We start from the raw sequence: 14,536 nt of genomic DNA on the forward strand, positions 1-14,536 counted from the left end.
TGATGGTCGGCAGTCCCGCGATGTTTCTTCTCGGATGAGAACGTTTGCGGGAACGTTTTCATTGTGCGCCGTGTCACAGGCCACTGTCAAGAGAACGTTTGCAGATTTCAGGAATAGAGTGTCTGTACACCGCCAAGGAAGAGGAGAACCGCCATGGAACGGGCCACGCCGGGCACCATCGTCACGCTGAAGGACGTTGCCGCAGCCAGCGGCGTGAGCATTTCCACCGCCAGCCGCGCCCTGGATGAGCGGACCGCTTCCCGTTCCGCTGCCGCCGCGCATGTCCGGAAAGTTGCCGAAGAGCTGGGCTACCGCAGGAACTCCTTTGCCTCCAGCCTTCGCCGCGGCGAGACGCGGACCCTGGGCGTCCTCGTCCCCCGCCTCAGCGACACGGTCATGGCGCTGATGTTCGAGGAACTCGAACGTGCCGCGGCCGCCCGCGGATACTTCGCGATGGTGGCCACCAGCGGGGACGATCCCAATGATGAACGCCGTGCTGCCGAGACGCTGCTCGACCGGAACGTTGACGGGCTGATCCTTGCCACGGCACGGCTCGACGACGAGCTTCCGCGGCTGCTGCGCGAGCGCAACGTGGCGCACGCGCTGGTCCTCCGTACGGACGGCGCAAGTCCTTCGGCCCTGGGGGATGACGAGGTGGGCGGCTACCTTGCCGTCCGCCACCTGATCGACCTCGGGCACCGGGACATCGCCGTCGTTACCGGCCCGTCGTTCACCTCAACCGGCATTGCACGCCTGGCCGGAGCGCGCAGGGCTTTGAATGAGGCAGGCATCGTTCCCCGCGAGGACTGGGTCATCGCGGGCGGCTACGGCATTGAGAACGGGTTCGAAGCAGGCGAGGCCCTGCTGGACGCGGCCGCCCGCCCCACCGCCGTATTCGCCGCGAACGACAACATCGCCATGGGAATCATGTCAGCGGCGCATCGGCATCATTTGAGGATCGGCACCGATGTGGCACTGGTGGGCTACAACGACACGCCACTGGCGTCACGGCTCCCTACTCCCCTGACCTCGGTCCACGTCCATCTGGACCAGATCGCCAGGACGGCCATCGACCTCATCATGGAGCCGGGCTCGGAACCGCGGGTTCGGAAGTCCATTCCCACGCTGATTCCGCGCGAATCCAGCGGGCCGCGGTTCGAAGGGAAATCCGGCAGGTCCTAGCCCCGCCACCTGGCCGGCATCCGCCGGCTAAGGCTCCTCGGTGGCGTCCGGGTCCTCTTCGGGCTCGAAGGTGTTCGGCTCGGCATCGGCTGAGATGCCAATGCCATCGCCACCCTTGGGGATCCCGCCGTCGTTCTTGCCTTCGGTACCTGCTGCACCCTCGCGGGGCTCGTCCTCAGGCAGGGAATCGGGTGAGTTGATGGTCATCGCTCCTCCTTCATTGGCCGGGCCTCCACGCTAACAGCCCTCGGCTGGAAAGGCGCCGAAGGTTTTGTATTTATTTACCGCGGTCCCGCAACCGGACCGGCCGCTTTCAGGATGACGTCCAGTCCTGCAGGGCTTCCGGGCCAGTGCCTGCGGATGGCGTCGGCACCTGCGCGCTTGATGACCGAGCGCAGCACCAGCGCCACGATGATGGCGTCGTCCGCGTAGCCAATCACCGGGATGAAGTCCGGAACCAGGTCGATGGGTGAGAGCAGGTAGGCCAGGAGCAGCACCAGCCGGACGCGGATTCCGACGGCGACAGTGGGGTCCGCGGCCAGCCTGCGGATGAGCCGCAACAGGTCCGGGAGCAGCCGCAGCGCGTCCTTCATGGTGACGGTTTCCGGGTGGCGGCGTGCGTAGAGCCACAGGAGGAACAGGAGCACGGCGTATGCCAGCAGCACCCCTGCCACGATTCCGGCGACGGTTTCCCAGGACATCCTTCACCCCTCCGCAGGGCCGGAAGGGTTCCGGCTCCTGTACGAGGGTACGCCGGAACGGACGGGTGGAGATCCGTCCTACTACGGCGTCATGCGGTAGCCCACCCCGCGGACGGTTTCCACCCAGCGGGGGCGGCCGGAATTGTCGCCCAGCCTCTTGCGGAGGTTGCCGATGTGCACCTCCACGGCACGCTCCTCACCGGCGCTGACGAAGGACCCGGTGGCATAAGGCTCATTGCGCAGGCGCCGGACCAGGTCAGCCTTGCTCTGCACCGTCCGGCCGCCCTCCATCAGGAACAGCAGGAGATCGAACTGGGTGCGGGTTAGGTCCACCGGCACTCCGTCGATGGCGGCCTGGCGGGAACCTTCATGAAGGGTTAACCCCCGGTGGGCAAAGTCGCAGCGGTCCGGAGGCGTTGCAACGTCCGGCCCGTCGTCCGGCTGCTGAACGGCAGCGGCCGCCTGGGGATGTTCGGACAGCTGCCGGGGTTGGCGACGGCCGGGGCGGCGCCTGCCCTGCGGGCGCTCGGCGGGAGCGGCCTGCAGGGTGCGGGGCCGGCGCAGCATCGCGGCAATCCGGGCACGCAATTCCCGGGGCCGGAACGGCTTGGTGAGGTAGTCGTCGGCACCCGCCTCGAATCCCATCAGCGCGTCGGCCTCGTCCACCCGGCCGGTGACAATGATGAGGTAGGCGTCGCTGAACGTCCTGATCCGCCGGGACGCCTCGATGCCGTCAAAGTCCGGCAGCCCCACGTCCATGGTGACGATGTCCGGATTGTGGGTACGGACCGCTTCGACTCCAGCCCAGCCGGAGGATGTCGAGTGCACGGCAAACCCGGACTGCTGCAGCACCTCCGTCAGGGCGGACCTGATGTCGTCGTCGTCCTCGACCACCACGGCAACACCGCGCTCCACCATGCATGCCCCGCATCCCGTATTGACGTACTCATAGTGCATTCGGTGACACAAGCCCGCCGGATGGCTTTTTTGTAAGGTCTGCAGAATGCGCTCCTGAGCCTACCCAATGAAATAGGGCAAATTTGCTTTCCTTGGCACAGGTTGAGTGATTCTTGAGGTTCGCAAATATGGCATTTCTTTTACGATTTTTCGCTCGCCTTCTCGAGGCCGCATCGGCTTCGGCCGGTGACGTAGTCGCAGGTCACACGCGGGTTGTGCACCGTCACCTGCTCCTCATTCCGCTGCAAGGAGCGCCATCAAAAGCGTCGTACAAAATGCGGCGCAGCGCACACTCATTCCAATATTGCTCCACCACACTCCGGATTCCGATACGCCCGCGAATATGCCGGACAAAAATTGGCGGGGCAAAAAGCCGCCACGCGGATCAGGATTACAACCGCAGACTCCCGCGCCACCAGCCGCACTGGCCAGCGCATGACATGACCAACCAAAAGCAATCACAAAGCGCACAAAATCTCTTGACTCCGAACAGCAGGCGCTGTTACAAATGCTGTAATACATCGCAATGAATCGTTACAAAAACGGCTCCCGAGCCCCTCCGGGCAGCCCCCACCCCATCAAAGGAGATGACCTTGATCATCAGCGCCGCCATGCCCACACAGCCGGGCAAAACCTCGAAGCGGACCACCGCCGTCGGACTGGCTGCGGCCGTCCTGCTTAGCGGCGCCGGGCTGACACTGGCAGCCCCGGAAGCCAGTGCTGAACCCAGCAACTACCGCTTCGACTTCGGCAACGGCCCGGTGGAAGACGGCTACACCGGCGTCAGCGCAAAGGACGCCTACAGCCCCGAAATCCGCTACGGCTTCAGCACGCCGGAGCACATGGTGGACGTGCCTGCCAAGGGCACCGGAGCGGGAAGCGACGCCGTGCGTTTCCTCCAGTTCGGCACCAAGAGCGCCAACACGTTCAATGTGGACCTCAAGGAGGGCCTGTACAAGGTGAGCGTCACGCTGGGTGACACCTCCAGGGCCAGTATCGCCGCCGAAGGCGTGTTCCAGGAGATGAACCTGACCGGCAACGGTGCCGCTGCCTCCTTCGAACTCCCGGTCCTGGACGGCCAGCTCAACCTCCTGGTTACCGAGGGCAAGGTGGGAACTGCCTTCACCCTCAGCGCGCTGGAGATTGAGAAGGTGTCCCGCCACGCGGAGATGGATCCGACCATCTGGGTGGGCGGCGATTCCACCGTGGCCAGCTACTACCCTCTGGAATCCAGCGTGCAGGGCGGCTGGGGCCAGATGCTGCCGCAGTACGTGGATCCGGAAAAGTTCGATGTCCGGAACATGGCCACGGGCGGCCAGATCGCCCGCGGTTTCCGCAATGACGGACAGCTCGAGGCCATCCTGCAGTACATCAAGCCCGGCGATCTGTTCCTGCTGGAAATGGGCATCAATGATACCGCCGCCAAGAACGCCACCACCGAGGCGGAGTTCAAGGAGATTATGCGGGACATGGTGCGGCAGGTGGCGGCCACCGGAGCCACTCCGGTGCTGGTGACCCCGCAGGGCCGCGCCACCGACTTTGTGGACGGCGTGCACACCTCCGCTAACCGCTGGTACCGGAACTCCACCGTGGCCCTGGCGCAGGAGGAGGGCGTACACCTGGTGGACCTGAATGTCCTGGCTTCGGCCTACTTTACGGAGATCGGTCCGGAGGCAACCCTCGCCCTGTTCATGGCCGGCGATACGCTGCACCCCAACCGCGCCGGCGCCACCGAACTGGCCCGCCTGGTGGTGGAGGACCTGGCCCGGCAGGGCCTCCCGGCCGGCAGCGACTAAGCAGGCAAAAATCGACGGCGGGGTGCGGCTGGAAGCCGGCGCTCCGCCGTCGTTCCTTGCCCGTAAAGCAGCACAACCAGCAGGACCGGATGCCGCACCCAGAATTGATGCGATCTTGATTAAAACTTTGCTGACCCCCGCAGTTGCAGGTCCATGCTGGACGCATAAGGACCAACAGCTTGTGGGGAGCAGGACGTCATGGGAAACGAATTAGCCTTTGATGAAGTAACCGCCGTAGGAGGCGTGCTCACGGATCAGCATCCGCTCGACTTCTACACACTGGGGCTTGCCGGCTGCATCGACCGGCTCACCGTGCCCCTCCGTCAGCAAGGGACCGCGGTCCGCTGGGATACTCCGCACTGGGGCATCGAGATTCCGGCGGACTGCGCGTCCCTGCTTTACCAGTCCGCCCGCGAGGCGCTCAGCAACGCCTACAAGTACTCGGAAGCATCGCAGCTTACCGTCCAGCTTGCCGCGGTGGACCACGGCATCCGCCTTGTGGTGGCCGACGACGGCTCGGGCTTTGACAGCAGGCTCGCCACCTGCGGGCGCCACCACGGCTACGGTCTTCGGCTGATGTCCGTGGCCGTCCACGAAGCCGGCGGCAGCGTGGACATCTGCTCCTCGCCGGGGCAGGGCACCAGCGTGACCGTTACCCTGCCGCTGGACTGAGGACACCAGTCGAAAGACCGATGCCCGCCGTCGCTGGGACGGCGGGCATCTGCATGTCCCGGGATTGCGCGGAAGCTAGCGCGTCAGCTTGGCGGAGTCGTGCTCGAGGTCGCCGATGTGGCCGGGTGCGTTGGCAGCCAGGACGCGGGCCACGAAGGCCCCGTACTCGTCCATGTAGTGGCGCAGGAACTTGGCGGTCCCTTCGTCCTTGACCTCGCCGCCCTCACCGAACACGTCGGCGTTGTAATGGATGTAGGCTTCCGGAGCATTTAGCTGCGGGGCATCCAGGAAGCTGAGGACGCTGCGGAACGAGGACTGCATCACCGCAGTACCGATGCTGCCCACGGAGGCACCGATGATGCCGGTGGGCTTGCGGGCGAACGAGTTGCTGCCCCAGGGCCGGGAGCCCCAGTCGATCGCGTTCTTGAGTGCGCCGGGGATGGACCGGTTGTACTCCGGGGACACGAACAGGATGCCGTCGGACCCTTCGATGGCCTCCTTGAGGGCGCGGCCCTCGGGCGGGAAGTCGGCGTCGTAGTCGTAGCTGTACAAGGGGAGGTCCTTGATGGGGATTTCCGTGAACTCCAGGTCCTCCGGAGCGAGTTTGATCAACGCCTGGGAGAGAACACGGTTGATGGAGCCGGTAGCCAGGCTCCCCACGAAGTATCCGATCTTGAACGGTGCCATGAGTGTTTCCTTCCACTGGCCGGTCACGCCGGCCGTCCATGTTCGTCTGGAAAAGGTGCCGCCGCTGTACCGAACCAGCGGCGGCGGTTGGTGCTCAGTGCATCACCAGTCCAGCACAGAAGAACGGCCCCGGCCAGAGCGGACGGAAGGTTCTTGACAGGCCCTTTCCGGAAGCGCTCAATGATCACTATCGCAGTCCCCACATGTCCACCGCACCCTCCGGAGGAGCAGAGCAGCCATGACCGAAAATCCACTGCAGGACCAGCGCGTCCATAACGAGGCCCCTGCCGAGGGCGATCCGGACGCTGACCCCACAGACATCCGGGTCCACACCCAGGATCCGGCCGAAGGTGCGGACGTGCCTGAGACTCCCGCGGCCACCGATTAGGCCGGGTGACCGGCACACCCCCGGCTGGCAGTCCGGCCACCCGTTCCGTGGGTTACTTGTCGCCCTTTCCTCCCATTTCGGACTCGACCTCGGCGACCACGTCGGGGTGCCCGCCGAGCTGCTCGAGTTCGTGTGCGAGTTCGGCAAGCTCCGCGCCGCCGGCCATCTGGGCGGTGAGCTCTTCGAGCGTGATGTCCTTCTTCTCGTAGTAGCCGATCGATTTGCCGCGCTTGAGCAGCAGGAACCGGTCGCCCACCGGGAAGGCGTGATGCGGGTTGTGGGTGATAAAGACGACTCCCAGGCCTCGGTCGCGGGCCTGAAGGATGTAGCGCAGTACGACGCCTGACTGCTTGACCCCAAGGGCCGCCGTCGGCTCGTCCAATATCAGGACTTTGGCGCCGAAGTACACCGCGCGGGCGATTGCGACACATTGGCGCTCACCACCGGAGAGCTGGCCGATGGGCTGCTCCACATCCCTCAGATCAATGCCCATCTCGGCGAGCTCATGCTTTGTGATGTCCTTCATCTTCTGGACATCCAGGCTCTTGAACGGACCGAAACCGCTGGTGAGCTCCGAGCCGAGGAAGAAGTTCCGCCAAATGGGCATCAGGGGCACCACGGCCAGGTCCTGGTACACGGTTGCGATGCCCACGTCCAGGGCGTCACGGGGCGAGTTGAACTTTCGTTCCTCCCCCATGATTTTGACCACCCCGGCGTCGTGCTGGTGCAGGCCGGCGATGATTTTGATCAAGGTCGATTTGCCGGCACCGTTGTCGCCCAGGACGCAGGTGACCCGGCCGTTGTCCACGGCCATGGTGACGTCGCTCAGCGCAAGGATGTTGCCGTAGTTCTTGCCCACCTTGTCCAGCGAGAGCAGGTGCACGGGGGTATGGGTCAAGGGGTCCGTCTCGTTCCGAAGCAGGGTCCGCTGGTCAATCTGGCTGGCACTCATTGCTTTGCCTTCCTACTTCTGTTCTGCGCGGCGCTTGACCACGAGGTTGACGATGGTGGCCAGCAGCAGCATCAGGCCCAGGAAGAACTTGAACCAGTCCGGATTCCATTGTGCGTACACGATGCCTTTGTTGGCCATGCCGAAGATAAAGGCGCCGATCGCACCTCCAACAGCCGAGCCGTAGCCGCCGGTCAGCAGGCAGCCACCGATCACTGCAGCGATGATGTAGAGGAATTCATTGCCGATGCCCTCGCCGGACTGCACGGCGTCGAAGGCGAAAAGGTTGTGCATGCCCAGGATCCAGGCGCAGAACCCCACCGCCATGAACAGGCCGATCTTGGTCTTGGTGACAGGCACGCCAACGGCCCGGGCAGCATTCGCGTCACCGCCTGCGGCGAAGATCCAGTTCCCCACCTTGGTGCGCAGAAGCACCCAGGAGGCGACCGCTACCAAGGCGATCCAGATGAAAACGGTGATGTTGACGTCCACCCCACCGATCTTCAGGGAGGAGGCGAAGATGGCGCGGGCGGAGTCGAAGCCGTCCATGGTGGAGATGGACGGGGAGGAGACGCCGCCGCCGATGATCCGGGTCAGTCCGAGGTTCAGGCCGGTGAGCATGAGGAAACTGGCCAAGGTGATGATGAAGCTCGGCAGCTTGGTCTTGATCAGAAGCCAGCCGTTGATGAACCCCACGGACAGGGACACGATCAGGGCCAGGACCACCCCCACCCAGACATTGGTGGTGAAGTACCAGCTGAAGAGAGAAGCGGTCAGCGCTGAGCTGATGACTGCCACGCCGGTGGAGAGATCGAACTCCCCGCCGATCATGAGCAGCGAGACGCCCACGGCCATGATTCCGATCGTGGAGCTCCCGTAGAGGACGGTAGCGAAGGAAGCAGGCTGCAGGAACACCGGCGCGGCGGCGGCAAAGAAAACGAACAATACGGCGGCACCTACGAGGGCACCGACTTCGGGGCGGCCCAGCAGCTTCTGGAACGGGTTGCGCTTGGCAACGCGCTCATCGGCTGCCGGAAGGCGGGTCGAGGCTATGGTCTGGGTCATCTGGGTCTCCTGAAGGCAGGCCGGGGCTGCTGGCCCTGGCCTGCGCGTGGTCATTTAGCGGATGCCCTGCTGGGCGTACTCAAGTACCTGGGCGGCCGAGTCTTTGTCGATGATCGACGGCCCGGTCAGGACGGGAAGGCCGCCGCCGATGTGGAAGCCGCCCCGCTTTACCTGCCACAGAGCGTCGATGGCGCCGTAACCCTGCAGCCACGGCTGCTGGTCCACGGTGAGGGCAACCTTGCCGTCGGTGATGGCCTTGCCAAGCTCGGCGTTCATGTCGAAGGAAGCGACCTTGGCCTTGCTCCCCGCGGACTCGACGGCCTTGACGATGGTCAGGGTGACGGGCGCCGCCAGGCCAATCACGGCATCGGCATCAGCGGTGGCCTGCAGCTTCGCCGTCACGGTCGACGAGACGCTGCTCATGTCCGTTCCCGTGACGTACAGGTTCTCGGTCCCGGGGACCTTTTCCTTCACACCCTGGCAGCGGGCTTCCAGTGCGACGTTGCCTTGTTCCTGGATGACGCAGATGGGGTGCTTGATGCCGTCCTTGGCGAGGCGTTCACCCACGGCGTTGCCGGCAATATTTTCGTTGGAACCGTAGTGGGTGAAGGCCCCGAACTGCTTCCACACGTCCGCACCGGAGTTGAGGCTGACCACCGGGATGCCGGCGTCGGTGGCCTTCTTCAGCACCTCCCTGAGGGCGTCGGGTTTAGCCAGGGTGACGGCGATGCCGTCGACTTTCTGGTCGATAGCCTGTTGGATCAGCTGTGCCTGCCGGCCGCCTTCGGCATCGGACGTGTAGAGAAGCTCCACATTGTCCTTGGCAGCAGCCTCTTCGGCGCCTTTCCGCACGATGTCCCAGAAGGTGTCACCGGCGGGCGCATGGGTGACCATTGCGACTTTGATCCGGGCAGTCGAAGCAATCTGGCCGCCGCCGGCCCCGCCGCCGGTATCGGCTGGCCTTCCACCCTGGCTGGAGCATGCGCTCAACGCGATAAGGGGTACGACGGCGGCGGCCACAGCCAGCTGCCGCAGGGTCTTTTTCTTCATGGCGAATCTCCTTTGATTCCTGAGTTGGGTCCGTTCGCCGGCCTCATCGGGCAGCGATCGGACTGGTTGCGTTAGGGATGGGTGGACGCGTGCCGGTCAGTTGTCGAAAGCTGCGCGGAAGGCTTCGAGGGCCGCGTCCCCTGCCTCAATGCCCGGCCCGCCGGAAGCTCCGGCTTCGAGGCCCACCACTCCGTCGTAGCCGCTTTTCCGCAGGGCGGCGGCAACGGCGCGGTAGTTGATTTCCCCCGTTCCCGGCTCGAACCGTCCCGGGACGTCGGCCACCTGGACCTCCCCGATCCATGGCAGCGAGGCCGTGACGAGTTCTATCAGGTTCCCCTCACCGATCTGTGCATGGTACAGATCCAGCATCATCCTGATGTTGGGATGGTCAACGGCCGAAACCAGCGCCAGCGTGTCTTTGGCGCGGGCGAGCGGGATGCCGGGGTGGTCCACAACCGTGTTCAGATTTTCGAGTGCAAAGGTCACACCGTGCTTCTCCCCCAGAACGGCCAGCCGTTCAAGGGTGCGCAGGCCGGTCAGCCACATCTGGCCGGTGGACCGGTGGGTGGGGTTGACAGCCTGCCCGCCCTCGCCGAGTTCTGCCGGGTGCACCACCATCCGCTCGACGCCAAGTTCTTGTGCCACAGGTATCAGTTTCTCAGCAGAGGCCAGGACCTCGTCCGCGCCGTCCGGATCAATGAGGCTCCCGCCGAAGTACCCGCTCATGGAGGAGAAGCGGGCGCCCGTTGCTGCGAGGGCGCTGATATCCCGGGCCCGGGTGTCCCAGAGCTCCACGTCAAAGCCCTGTGTGTGGATCCTCTCCACCCGTTCGATGAGGGGCAGCGCTCCGTAGACCATTTCGGCGCATACTGCCAGGCGGAGGCTCACGCCGTCTCCCCCACCAGGTGGAGCCCGGGTTCAGCAGCACGGAGGTCGGCGATGGAGGAAACATCCACCGGCAGTCCCGTTTCCGCCGAGCGGACAGCGGCCAGTGCTACGGCCAAGGCGTTCCGGGCGTCGATGCCGCCCGGACCCGCGGTGGCCGGGGCCTGGAGGCCGTCGCGGTGCGCCTTGACCGCGTCCACGAAGTGGGCGAGTTCGGCTGTGTATGCGTCGTGGAACAGATCCACGTTCAGGCGGACGGTGGTGGAGTTGATGCCGGCCGAGGTGTAGCTGGTGGTGCTGGTGGCCTGCGGTCCTCCCGCTGTAACCATGCCCGCGGACCCAAACACTTCGCCGCGGACGTCATAGCCGTAGAGTGCGTTGAAGTTGGCCTCGGCCACCGCGATGGCACCGTTGCTGTACGTCACCGTCACCACCGCCGTATCAAGGAATCCGCCTGCCTTCGCTTCCGGGGCAACAAGCGCATCGGCCACCGCATGGACGCGGACCGGCACGGCGCCCGGGTTCAGCCAGTTCAACGTGTCGAAGTCATGAATCAGGGTTTCCAGGAAAATGGTGCCCGGCGGGGTCCGCTCCGGATTCGGAATTCCGTCCTTGCTGCCTGGATCGCGGGTCAACGAGCGCATCAGCTGCGGAGTACCCACCGTGCCATCATCGATGAGCTTGCGGGCGGCGGCGAAATCGGCGGCGTAGCGGCGGTTGAAACCGAACTGGACAAGGACTCCGGAGGCTTCAGCTGCGTCCAGGGCTTCGTCCAGCTCCTCCACCGTCCTCCCACCTGGCTTCTCACAGAAAGCATGCTTGCCTGCCCGCGCGGCGGCTGCGATCAGCTCCGAGTGGAACCGTGCCGGTGCAGCGATCAGGACAGCGTCGATATCGGGATCCTTGATCACATCTGCTGGGTCCGCACTGATCCTGGTGACCCGCAGGCGGGAGGCCAGAGCCTCAACCGCGGAAAGGGCCGGATCGGCGATTGCTTCGAGGCGGGCGCCCGAAATCCGCTGCGCGATGGACTCGGCGTGGAAACTGCCAATCCACCCCGCTCCGATCAGGCCCAGGCGGACCGGGCGGTCTTCGCTGACCGGGTGCTCAAGATAGCTCATTACAACTCCTGGAATTCTTCTCTAGATCGTTCTAGTCCGTTCATAGTGGCATGTGATGCGCGTCATGTCTAGATCGTTCTATAGACTGATTCCTTGGAGGAGGAATTATGACGGAACAGCACCGCCGCCCCACCCTGATGGACGTAGCCAGCGCCGCCGGCGTCTCCCGGGCCCTGGTCTCCATCGTGATGCGCGGTGCTCCGGGCGCCTCGGAATCAACGCGGCAAAAAGTACTGGAAGCGGCACGGGAACTGGGATATCGGGCGGATTCCCGGGCAAGGCTGCTGCGCAGCAGCCGCACAAAACTCCTCGGCCTAACCTTCTCCAGCTCCCAGCCCTTCCATGCCGAACTTGTTGACGCCGCCTACGCCGAAGCAGCCGCCAAGGGTTATGAAATCGCTTTGAGCGCCGTCGCCACCGGGAGGCCCGAAGCGAGGGCCATCGAATCGCTCCTGGACGTTGGATCTGAGGCCTTGCTCCTGATCGCCCCCACGCTCAGCGCTGAGGAACTTGCGCTGTATGCCCGCCAGGTGCCGGTGGTGAGCCTTCTCCGCGCCGACGCCGGAAAGTCCGTGGATTCCGTGAGCAGTGACGACCATGCAGGCATTCGGCTGGCAGTTGAGCACCTTATCGGCCTGGGACACCACAGCATCGTCCATGTGGACGGCGGAGCTGCCGTTTCCTCAGAGCAGCGCAGGGCCGCTTTCCGCACCGAAATGCTGCGCCACGGCCTGGAACCGGCCACCTTGCCTGGCGGTCCGCATGAAGAGGACGGCATCCAGGCCGCCAGCCTGCTCCAAAAGGACCTGCCGTCCGCCGTCGTCGCCTTCAACGACAGGTGTGCCCTTGGCATTATCGAGGGTCTCCGGGCCGCGGGCATGGACGTCCCCAAGGACGTGTCCGTCCTCGGCTACGACGACAGCCAGTTCGCCCAGCTCAGCTATGTCCAACTCTCATCCGTCAGCCAGGACGCACCGCTCCTCGCCGCTGCTGCGGTTGACCGGGCCGTGGACCGGATAGAGGGCAACGAGCCGCCCGCGAGCACCGTTAGAACTCCGCATCTGGTCCTCCGGAAGACGACGGCGGGCCCCAGCACGGTCCAAGCCGCCAAGCCTGCCCGATCGGCGAGCTGACCCTGGCGCTTGCACTGACACACCCCTTCGCAACCCCCGGCGCGGACCCGACGGCGGCACCCCGCCAGGTGCCGCCGTCGGGCTGGTTTGGGGGTACCGGCGGGTCTATCGTGAAGCTACTGATGACCTCAATTTTCTCATCAATTCGGTTCAGTCGAAGGAGACATGATGAGCACGAAAGTGGAGAAGCGGATTGTGGTCGATGTACCGGTCAGCACCGCCTACAACCAGTGGACCCAGTTCGAGGATTTCCCGCATTTTATGGGCGGCGTGGAGAGGGTGACGCAGCTCAGCGGCGACCGCATCCGGTGGGTGGCGCACATCGCCGGGGTCCGCCGGGAATGGGAAGCGAAGATCCTTGAGCAGGTCCCGGACAGCAGGGTGGCCTGGGCATCCACCGAAGGAGCAACCAACTCGGGAAAAGTCGAATTCCGGGATGCCGGCGCGAACAGGACCGAACTGGCACTCACGCTGGAGTACCAGCCGGCAGGCGTGGTGGAAAAGGTTGGCGACCTGCTCCACGTGGTGGGCCGGCAGGCGGAACACGACCTGAAGAAGTTCAAGGAATTCATCGAGCACGAGGGCCACGCCACCGGAGCCTGGGGCGAATCTATTCCGGGCACTGCGGGTACCGCCGCGGGCGCCGGTGCCGCTCCGGAGACAAGCGCCGGAGAGGCTCAGGCAGCGCCCCGGCCCTACAACCGGTTTGAGCACCCCTTCGACCAGACCGGCGGCTTGGTCGACCTGGAAGGAGAGTCGGACGAGACGGCCGACGGAGAGAAATACAGTTCCGGTGAACGCCGGTACCGGCGCGAGGGCGGAGGCTACATCCCGCCCTTCACCGGCTCACCCTAGCGGCACTCACCGGAACCTCACCTCGGAAGGCACCGCCGCCGTCGTCTTTCCCATGCTCTGGAAACCAACGCGCCCAAAAGGTATGTTGGTAAGCATGCTGATGATTTTTATCGACTCATCAGTTCCCGGTGACAAGTAAAGGAGACGTTATGAGCACGAAGGTGGAAAAACGCATTCTGGTGAACGTACCGGTGAGCACGGCCTATAACCAGTGGACCCAGTTCGAGGAATTCCCGCATTTCATGGGCGGCGTCAAGAGCGTCACCCAGCTCAGTGACGACCGGCTGGAATGGGTTGCCGAAATCGGCGGCGTCCGCCGGCAGTGGGAAGCGAAGATCCTTGAGCAGGTACCGGACCGCAAGGTTGCCTGGGCAGCTACGGAAGGCGCCACGAACGCGGGCGTTGTCGAGTTCGAGGACATCGGCGGCGGCCAGACCTCCATCCAGCTGACGCTCGAGTACGAGCCCGAAGGACTTATTGAGAAGGTGGGCGACAAGCTCAACGTAGTGGACCGGCAGGCCGAAGCAGACCTGAAGCGGTTCAAGGAGTTCATTGAGGATGAAGGGTACGCCAGCGGCGCCTGGCGCGGCACGGTCAACCCCGGCGCCACCTTTGGCACGCCCGGCGTTGAGGATGCCGCGGCATCCCGCGGGGACTCCGGCAAGGCAGGCGTCTCGGGCAAGGTGGCAGCCGGGCTGGGCGTTGCCGCAGCAGCGGGCGCAGCAGCAGCCATGGCCGCCGGCGGCAACAAGGGCGAACCTGCAGCTGCCGACGAAACGGTAACTTCCGTGGCTCCCGGGGAGCCGGCCACCGTCACGCCGCTGACCACCGACACCACCGTCACCGGCACCACAACAACGGGTACGACGGCGGCAGCCGGCTCCACCGGTTCGGTCGCCGACCTGGGCGATGACAGGATCGGGCACGCCTTCGACCAGACCAATGGGCTGGTGGACACCACCGGCGAATCCGACGAGACGCTGGAAGGCGAGAACCTCAGCGCCGGCGAGCGCCGCGAGCAGGACCGCCGTCCCGACGGCGGGCTGCCGCCGGTGGGCGGCAACCTCGGCCAGCACTGACCGGGCTGAGCCGCGG

16 protein-coding genes are annotated in these 14,536 nt (G+C 64.8%); 7 read left to right on the plus strand and 9 right to left on the minus strand.

The features are described 5' to 3' along the window. Positions 1-153 precede the first annotated feature (153 nt). Positions 154-1,182 (plus strand): LacI family DNA-binding transcriptional regulator, encoded by a 1,029-nt coding sequence (locus AC5RWA_RS09680; RefSeq protein WP_476245760.1) that lies wholly within the window; start codon positions 154-156, stop codon positions 1,180-1,182. A 27-nt stretch (positions 1,183-1,209) separates the two neighbouring features. On the opposite strand, the gene AC5RWA_RS09685 is transcribed toward AC5RWA_RS09680, so the two are convergent. From AC5RWA_RS09685 to AC5RWA_RS09695, 3 genes are all read right to left on the minus strand, one after another. Further along, positions 1,210-1,389 carry a hypothetical protein gene (locus AC5RWA_RS09685; protein ID WP_079595192.1) on the minus strand — a complete coding sequence of 60 codons (180 nt, stop codon included), beginning with the start codon at positions 1,387-1,389 and terminating at the stop codon, positions 1,210-1,212. 74 nt (positions 1,390-1,463) lie between these two features. Then, complete coding sequence (locus tag AC5RWA_RS09690) at positions 1,464-1,883, minus strand: YkvA family protein (protein WP_494057446.1); 420 nt, start codon at positions 1,881-1,883, stop codon at positions 1,464-1,466. Positions 1,884-1,964: 81 nt separating this feature from the next. Beyond that, positions 1,965-2,801, minus strand: a complete 837-nt coding sequence (locus tag AC5RWA_RS09695; RefSeq protein ID WP_115523712.1) for a response regulator transcription factor — start codon at positions 2,799-2,801, stop codon at positions 1,965-1,967. Positions 2,802-3,433: 632 nt separating this feature from the next. Between AC5RWA_RS09695 and AC5RWA_RS09700 the strand changes: the two genes are divergently transcribed. Both AC5RWA_RS09700 and AC5RWA_RS09705 read left to right on the plus strand, forming a co-directional pair. Next, the gene (locus AC5RWA_RS09700) at positions 3,434-4,636 is read left to right on the plus strand and encodes a rhamnogalacturonan acetylesterase (protein WP_494057447.1); all 1,203 of its coding nucleotides are present in this window, start codon (positions 3,434-3,436) and stop codon (positions 4,634-4,636) included. Between the two features lie 198 nt (positions 4,637-4,834). Further along, entirely contained in the window at positions 4,835-5,308 is a 474-nt protein-coding gene (locus AC5RWA_RS09705; RefSeq protein ID WP_115523711.1) for a sensor histidine kinase, read from the plus strand. 75 nt (positions 5,309-5,383) lie between these two features. Here AC5RWA_RS09705 and AC5RWA_RS09710 read toward each other — a convergent pair whose 3' ends face one another. Beyond that, a complete protein-coding gene (locus tag AC5RWA_RS09710) occupies positions 5,384-5,995 on the minus strand; it encodes an NADPH-dependent FMN reductase (protein ID WP_079595196.1) in 612 nt (203 codons plus the stop codon). 238 nt (positions 5,996-6,233) lie between these two features. On the opposite strand from AC5RWA_RS09710, the gene AC5RWA_RS09715 reads away from it, so the two are divergent. Next, positions 6,234-6,383, plus strand: a complete 150-nt coding sequence (locus tag AC5RWA_RS09715) for a hypothetical protein (protein ID WP_494057448.1) — start codon at positions 6,234-6,236, stop codon at positions 6,381-6,383. A gap of 52 nt (positions 6,384-6,435) precedes the next feature. Here the strand turns inward: AC5RWA_RS09715 and AC5RWA_RS09720 are convergent, their stop codons facing one another. The 5 genes from AC5RWA_RS09720 to AC5RWA_RS09740 form a co-directional block, all read right to left on the minus strand. Next, entirely contained in the window at positions 6,436-7,335 is a 900-nt protein-coding gene (locus AC5RWA_RS09720) for an ATP-binding cassette domain-containing protein (protein WP_494057449.1), read from the minus strand. 12 nt (positions 7,336-7,347) lie between these two features. Continuing rightward, positions 7,348-8,397, minus strand: coding sequence for an ABC transporter permease (locus AC5RWA_RS09725; RefSeq protein WP_494057450.1), 1,050 nt, complete (start codon positions 8,395-8,397; stop codon positions 7,348-7,350). Between the two features lie 54 nt (positions 8,398-8,451). Continuing rightward, the gene (locus tag AC5RWA_RS09730) at positions 8,452-9,447 is read right to left on the minus strand and encodes a substrate-binding domain-containing protein (RefSeq protein WP_494057451.1); all 996 of its coding nucleotides are present in this window, start codon (positions 9,445-9,447) and stop codon (positions 8,452-8,454) included. A 96-nt stretch (positions 9,448-9,543) separates the two neighbouring features. After that, a complete protein-coding gene (locus tag AC5RWA_RS09735; RefSeq protein WP_494057452.1) occupies positions 9,544-10,335 on the minus strand; it encodes a TIM barrel protein in 792 nt (263 codons plus the stop codon). Beyond that, complete coding sequence (locus tag AC5RWA_RS09740; RefSeq protein ID WP_494057453.1) at positions 10,332-11,453, minus strand: Gfo/Idh/MocA family oxidoreductase; 1,122 nt, start codon at positions 11,451-11,453, stop codon at positions 10,332-10,334. Before AC5RWA_RS09740 ends, AC5RWA_RS09735 begins: the two co-directional genes overlap by 4 nt. Before the next feature lie 107 nt (positions 11,454-11,560). On the opposite strand from AC5RWA_RS09740, the gene AC5RWA_RS09745 reads away from it, so the two are divergent. The 3 genes from AC5RWA_RS09745 (at position 11,561) to AC5RWA_RS09755 (ending at position 14,520) form a co-directional block, all read left to right on the plus strand. After that, positions 11,561-12,586 (plus strand): LacI family DNA-binding transcriptional regulator, encoded by a 1,026-nt coding sequence (locus AC5RWA_RS09745; RefSeq protein ID WP_494057454.1) that lies wholly within the window; start codon positions 11,561-11,563, stop codon positions 12,584-12,586. Between the two features lie 168 nt (positions 12,587-12,754). Continuing rightward, the gene (locus AC5RWA_RS09750) at positions 12,755-13,441 is read left to right on the plus strand and encodes an SRPBCC family protein (RefSeq protein ID WP_494057455.1); all 687 of its coding nucleotides are present in this window, start codon (positions 12,755-12,757) and stop codon (positions 13,439-13,441) included. A gap of 149 nt (positions 13,442-13,590) precedes the next feature. Continuing rightward, entirely contained in the window at positions 13,591-14,520 is a 930-nt protein-coding gene (locus tag AC5RWA_RS09755; protein ID WP_494057456.1) for an SRPBCC family protein, read from the plus strand. The last annotated feature ends 16 nt before the right edge of the window (positions 14,521-14,536 follow it).

It is taken from the genome of Arthrobacter sp. 210 2 (genome assembly GCF_059093025.1).

What these genes read in the sequence shown, in the direction of transcription:
- AC5RWA_RS09680 (WP_476245760.1), top strand. Translation starts at nt 154, where the DNA reads ATGGAACGGGCCACGCCGGGCACCATCGTCACGCTGAAGGACGTTGCC.
- AC5RWA_RS09685 (WP_079595192.1), bottom strand. Translation starts at nt 1,389, where the DNA reads ATGACCATCAACTCACCCGATTCCCTGCCTGAGGACGAGCCCCGCGAG.
- AC5RWA_RS09690 (WP_494057446.1), bottom strand. Translation starts at nt 1,883, where the DNA reads ATGTCCTGGGAAACCGTCGCCGGAATCGTGGCAGGGGTGCTGCTGGCA.
- AC5RWA_RS09695 (WP_115523712.1), bottom strand. Translation starts at nt 2,801, where the DNA reads ATGGTGGAGCGCGGTGTTGCCGTGGTGGTCGAGGACGACGACGACATC.
- AC5RWA_RS09705 (WP_115523711.1), top strand. Translation starts at nt 4,835, where the DNA reads ATGGGAAACGAATTAGCCTTTGATGAAGTAACCGCCGTAGGAGGCGTG.
- AC5RWA_RS09710 (WP_079595196.1), bottom strand. Translation starts at nt 5,995, where the DNA reads ATGGCACCGTTCAAGATCGGATACTTCGTGGGGAGCCTGGCTACCGGC.
- AC5RWA_RS09715 (WP_494057448.1), top strand. Translation starts at nt 6,234, where the DNA reads ATGACCGAAAATCCACTGCAGGACCAGCGCGTCCATAACGAGGCCCCT.
- AC5RWA_RS09720 (WP_494057449.1), bottom strand. Translation starts at nt 7,335, where the DNA reads ATGAGTGCCAGCCAGATTGACCAGCGGACCCTGCTTCGGAACGAGACG.
- AC5RWA_RS09725 (WP_494057450.1), bottom strand. Translation starts at nt 8,397, where the DNA reads ATGACCCAGACCATAGCCTCGACCCGCCTTCCGGCAGCCGATGAGCGC.
- AC5RWA_RS09730 (WP_494057451.1), bottom strand. Translation starts at nt 9,447, where the DNA reads ATGAAGAAAAAGACCCTGCGGCAGCTGGCTGTGGCCGCCGCCGTCGTA.
- AC5RWA_RS09740 (WP_494057453.1), bottom strand. Translation starts at nt 11,453, where the DNA reads ATGAGCTATCTTGAGCACCCGGTCAGCGAAGACCGCCCGGTCCGCCTG.
- AC5RWA_RS09745 (WP_494057454.1), top strand. Translation starts at nt 11,561, where the DNA reads ATGACGGAACAGCACCGCCGCCCCACCCTGATGGACGTAGCCAGCGCC.
- AC5RWA_RS09750 (WP_494057455.1), top strand. Translation starts at nt 12,755, where the DNA reads ATGAGCACGAAAGTGGAGAAGCGGATTGTGGTCGATGTACCGGTCAGC.
- AC5RWA_RS09755 (WP_494057456.1), top strand. Translation starts at nt 13,591, where the DNA reads ATGAGCACGAAGGTGGAAAAACGCATTCTGGTGAACGTACCGGTGAGC.